The organism is Kamptonema animale CS-326, from assembly GCF_028330895.1.
GTDB classification, from domain to species: Bacteria; Cyanobacteriota; Cyanobacteriia; order Cyanobacteriales; family Microcoleaceae; genus Kamptonema; species Kamptonema formosum.
The window spans coordinates 1-4,678 of record NZ_JAQMUA010000420.1; the positions used below are offsets into that span (position 1 = coordinate 1).

Sequence of the window (4,678 nt, forward strand, 5' to 3'; positions counted from 1 at the left end):
GCTACCGTGCAAGCGATTCAATCGATGAAGGAAGTCACCGCCGGTCTAGTTGGCGCTGATGCTGGCAAGGAAATGGGCGTTTACTTCGACTACATCTCCTCTGGCTTGAGCTAAGGCTAAGACAAAGGAAGAAGGAGGAAGGAAGAAAGAAGAAGGAAGAATTTAATTTCTTACTCGCCTTTTTTGCCTTTTGACTTTTACTTTTCAATGAGGTCAGGGAAGTTGAGAGTGAGTGCTAGACCGTGACAGGCTAATCTCGATGATTTGATTAGTTTTAACGAGCTGGCTTTGACTCTAAACTCCCTGCCTTCAAACGGTTTTAGATTTTAGATTAGTGAATTGTCTGAGCTTCTGAAAAATATTTAGAATCTCGGAGTTTATCCCCAATCCAAAATCCAAAATCCTAGCATGAAAAATCGAAAATTGATGGACTTTCTGCCTTCAATCTTTTAAAAAATCATCTAAAGAATTGGTCAACCAACTGAGGAGAAATTTGCACCATGAGAATGTTTAAGGTGACTGCTTGCGTTCCCAGCCAAACTCGCATCCGCACTCAGCGCGAATTGCAAAATACTTACTTTACAAAGTTAGTTCCCTATGACAACTGGTTCCGGGAACAGCAACGGATCATGAAAATGGGCGGGAAAATTATCAAGGTTCAACTCGCTACTGGTAAACCGGGTGCTAATACAGGTCTGCTGTAAAATCTTTGCAGATTCAATAATGTATTGGCAAGAGGTCGAGTTCGGCCTCTTTTTTATTGTTAGTTGTTAGTTGTTAGTTGTTAGTTGTTAGTTGTTAGTTGCATTTTTCTTCTTCCTTCTTCCTTCATTTGCTGCGGCGATTAACTCTGCAATTAAAGGTGCTTTGGCATTAACGTAAGCCGTGCGATCGCATCGGTACTGCACAGCTAATTCACGTTTGAGAGTATCATATCGCTGTGCTGCTTCTGGATGTGTCCTGAGAAAATCCCGAAACAGCACTTGTTTTTGCCACACTTCACTATTCGGTTCAACTAAATGCAAGTGATGACTGCGGGGGCTTCCTCTGCGAAAGAAATGTCGTCCCGGTACTCCTAATTCACCTTGATAGTGATAGCCAAGTTCTTCCAAAGCGCTAATAAGGCTAGCGCTAGGCGGAAAATGGCGGAGACTCGCAACCATGTCTATAATTGGTTTGGCGGCTAATCCTGGTACAGAGGTGCTGCCTATATGCTGGATGTCTAATACATCCTCGCCAATAGCGTCCAGAAGGCGTTGGTTTTCCTCTTCGTACAGGATAGGCCAGTTAGAGTTATAATCAACAACTACGATGGAATCATCCATTTAAACAAACTCTCTATAGCAATGCTTACAGGATTCGTTTAGCTTATTGTCTAAGTTGATGGTGAGTAATATAAAAATTAAAAATGGCATAATTTTTAATTTTTAATTTTTTCTAACCCACCCTACAATCTAAATTCTAAATTATAAAGTCTAAAATCTTATGGCCTATGACATCCGACAGCTAATTCCCTTTCTCGACCCCTCCGTGCAGGAATGGTCTGTAGAGGCCCGCGTATTGCGGTGGCTGACATTCCTGTGGCTATTTGTGGGGTTAGTGGTGCTGTTTTCAGCTTCCTACCCCAGCGCTAATGCTGATTATGGAGATGGACTTTATTACTTTAAGCGACAGTTAATCGCGGTGGCAATCGGGTTAGTAGGTTTTAACGCGATCGTACACTCTTCCCTACGTTACATTTTAGGGATAGCTCAGTGGGGATTTTTCTTGTTAGTAGGTTTGCTGTTGTTAACATTAGTTCCCGGACTCGGAACTAATGTTAACGGTGCAACTCGCTGGATATCTTTGGGCCCGGTGCCAATTATTCAACCTTCTGAGTTGATTAAGCCTTTTTTAGTGCTGCAAAGTGCTCGCGTTTTCGGTAATTGGCATCGCCTCAATTATAAATTCCGCTGGGCTTGGATGGGAATTTTTGGCTTGGTATTGTTGGGTATTTTGTTGCAGCCAAATTTGAGTACAACGGCTTTGTGTGGGATGACTTTGTGGTTGGTAGCAATGGCTGCTGGATTGCCTTATTATCAATTGGGGGCAACGGCTCTCGGAGGGCTATTTTTAGGCGTTCTAAGTATCAGTATTAAAGAATATCAGCGCCGCCGAATTATGTCTTTTTTGAATCCTTGGGCAGATCCGATGCAGGATGGTTATCAGTTAATTCAAAGCCTGTTGGCGGTTGGTTCTGGTGGATTTTGGGGTACTGGTTTAGGGATGTCGCAGCAAAAGTTATTTTATTTGCCGATTCAGTATAGCGATTTTATTTTTGCTGTTTATGCTGAGGAGTTTGGCTTGGCGGGGAGTTTGGTACTATTACTTTTTTTGGCGGCTTATGGGACGCTGGCGTTGTTGGTGGCACTGAAGGCTCGTAATATTGAGTATCAGTTGGTAGCGATTGGGGTGATGGTGGTAATGGTGGGTCAATCACTTTTAAATATTGGGGTAGCGACGGGGGTTTTACCCACTACAGGTTTGCCATTACCATTGTTTAGTTATGGTGGTAGTTCGATGGTGGCAAGTTTGTTGTTAGCAGGCTTATTAATTCGAGTGGCTAGGGAGAGTTCAGAGGCGGAGGTTGTCTCTTTGGATGGGCGTAGAGATGAAATGAGACGCAAGAGACTAGGGGCTAGGGGCTAAGGGCTAGGGAAATAAAGGGAAGAGAGAGGTAGAAGTTAAGAGAAATTAGGGAAGAGAGAGGTAGAAGTTAAGAGAAATTAGGAACTTCTTCTTCTCTTGCCCTATTTTCTAGTTCCAAACCCTTATCTTCCCCTAACCCCCTATCTTCCCCTAGTTCCTAACCCCTATATTCCCCTAGTCTCTAGTCCCTAGTCCCTAGCCCCTATCTTCCCCTAGTCCCTTTCTTTCCCTATCAACTTGCCCCAGCATTAATTGCAGGACTATCAGCGAGAGGAGCACAAATTAGTATTCCTGTGCCGTTATCTTCAAGGGGGCCCAAATTAGGATCGACTTCCAGAGAACCTGCTGTAGCTTTGCCATTATTAAAAGTATTCTCGATCGCAGGCCACTCAATATTCCCGCCACCATCGGCAAAATAGGCCCCTGGTTCCGGGACGAACCCTCGATGATCGGAGGTATTTTGCTTATTCCCCCAAGGATTTGCAGCGGTATTTGAGGAGATAATCGTATTAGTAAGGCGAACGTTTTGCCCGCCACGAATGCCACCCGCTTCATATCCTGCTTGGTTGTTAGCCAAGGTGCAGTTAATAATTTCCGTTGCTTCAGAAGTCGAGATATAAATTGCCCCGCCTACGCCATTGCCTTCTGCGAGTCCTACCAAATTACCCACAAAAGTGCTATTTGCGATCGCACCTGGAGAAGTTTCTCCTACCCACAAACCACCGCCTTGATCTTCCGCTTGGTTATTAGTGAAAGTGGAGTTAGATATCTGATACTCTGCGTTGAAAATCCGCAAACCACCTCCAAGGGAATCTCCCTTACCATCTTTGACTAAGACATTATCTTTAAACAAACACTTATCAACTGTTACTTTGTCTGGCGCATATCCTCCTAAGAAAGCCGCGCCACCTTGTCCAGCAGCTTTATTCTGTTCAAAAGTGGTATTCCGAACTATAATTTCACCGCCAGTTCCATGCGGGCCCGCGCCATCGGTAAAAATTGCACCTCCATAACCCCTAGTTTCTGAGGCTCCCACCGTTCCGCCGTAGCTGGCATCATTTTCAGTAAATTTGCAATTTTCGACTGTTAAAGAACTCAGCAAGCTGTTGATTCCCGCACCCAAAGTGCCTTTATTTTGATAGAATTCGCAATCTATAAAGGTAGAGAAAGATTCGCTATGGATGGAGACAGCACCGCCACCTCGTTCTGTTTCCGGGATTAAAGAGCCGTCGTTGTGGCGAAAAATACAGGATTTTGCTGTGAAGTTAGTCCGCCACTGGGAATAAATAGCACCGCCAATTCCTGCGGAGTTATCCTCGAAGGTGCAATTTTCGATCGCAGTTTGGGAGTCCCCACCAATCAAAATCGCTCCGCCTGCGGAATCTTCAAAATTATCGGGGTCAGTTCCCGACAGCTTCCCCCCAGTAAGGATCAGGTTTTTGAGAGTAAAGTTTGCACTATCACTAATGCGAAAGATTCTGCTATCTCCAGAACTTTTAACTGTTAATTTGGGAGCATTTGCGCCGTCGATGGTCAGGTTTTTGTCGATGGTAAGTTGACCATTTGTCAACAAAATCACCTGGTTTTCCAAGGTAGAATCGAAGCTGATGGTATCTCCAGCCGTTGCGGAGGCGATCGCGTTTCTCAGAGAGTCGGGGCCGTCATCGCTAGTATTCTTAACAACAAATTCTGTCATAGATGCCACTGATTGTATTTTCGACTATTAGAATCACCCTTAACAGTTATAGCAAGTATAGCAGGAGGCAGGAGGCAGGAGGCAGGAGGAAAATGCAATCACAGAAATGGTTTTGGCGATCGAAAATGTCCTAACCGTTGTGGCGGTTGCTATAAATGCTTTGGTCGGTTAGGGCACTCGCTCATTGCTGGAACCTTTTGGCAGGACTTACGCATCCAACCAAAGAAACCGGGTTTTTTACGAAAATACTTCGTTATGACCGACAGATTCTCTCAAAAACCCGGTTTCTGGAGC

4 protein-coding genes and 1 pseudogene are annotated in these 4,678 nt (G+C 44.5%); 3 read left to right on the forward strand and 2 right to left on the reverse strand.

All coding sequences use genetic code 11. The annotated features are described in order from the left end of the window. Both PN499_RS24705 and PN499_RS24710 read left to right on the forward strand, forming a co-directional pair. Positions 1-114: pseudogene (locus PN499_RS24705) on the forward strand (allophycocyanin subunit beta); the annotation flags it as partial. A gap of 386 nt (positions 115-500) precedes the next feature. Further along, a complete protein-coding gene (locus PN499_RS24710) occupies positions 501-704 on the forward strand; it encodes a phycobilisome linker polypeptide (RefSeq protein WP_007356911.1) in 204 nt (67 codons plus the stop codon). Positions 705-791: 87 nt separating this feature from the next. Here the strand turns inward: PN499_RS24710 and PN499_RS24715 are convergent, their stop codons facing one another. After that, positions 792-1,325, reverse strand: coding sequence for a GrpB family protein (locus tag PN499_RS24715; RefSeq protein WP_272035535.1), 534 nt, complete (start codon positions 1,323-1,325; stop codon positions 792-794). A 160-nt stretch (positions 1,326-1,485) separates the two neighbouring features. Here PN499_RS24715 and PN499_RS24720 point away from each other — a divergent pair, with 160 nt between their 5' ends. Then, entirely contained in the window at positions 1,486-2,688 is a 1,203-nt protein-coding gene (locus PN499_RS24720) for an FtsW/RodA/SpoVE family cell cycle protein (RefSeq protein ID WP_272035537.1), read from the forward strand. A gap of 232 nt (positions 2,689-2,920) precedes the next feature. On the opposite strand, the gene PN499_RS24725 is transcribed toward PN499_RS24720, so the two are convergent. Then, positions 2,921-4,384, reverse strand: a complete 1,464-nt coding sequence (locus tag PN499_RS24725; RefSeq protein ID WP_272035540.1) for a right-handed parallel beta-helix repeat-containing protein — start codon at positions 4,382-4,384, stop codon at positions 2,921-2,923. Positions 4,385-4,678: the final 294 nt, after the last annotated feature.

Coding starts and splice junctions, on each gene's coding strand:
- PN499_RS24720 (WP_272035537.1), top strand. CDS start 1,486: ATGGCCTATGACATCCGACAGCTAATTCCCTTTCTCGACCCCTCCGTG.
- PN499_RS24725 (WP_272035540.1), bottom strand. CDS start 4,384: ATGACAGAATTTGTTGTTAAGAATACTAGCGATGACGGCCCCGACTCT.
- PN499_RS24710 (WP_007356911.1), top strand. CDS start 501: ATGAGAATGTTTAAGGTGACTGCTTGCGTTCCCAGCCAAACTCGCATC.
- PN499_RS24715 (WP_272035535.1), bottom strand. CDS start 1,325: ATGGATGATTCCATCGTAGTTGTTGATTATAACTCTAACTGGCCTATC.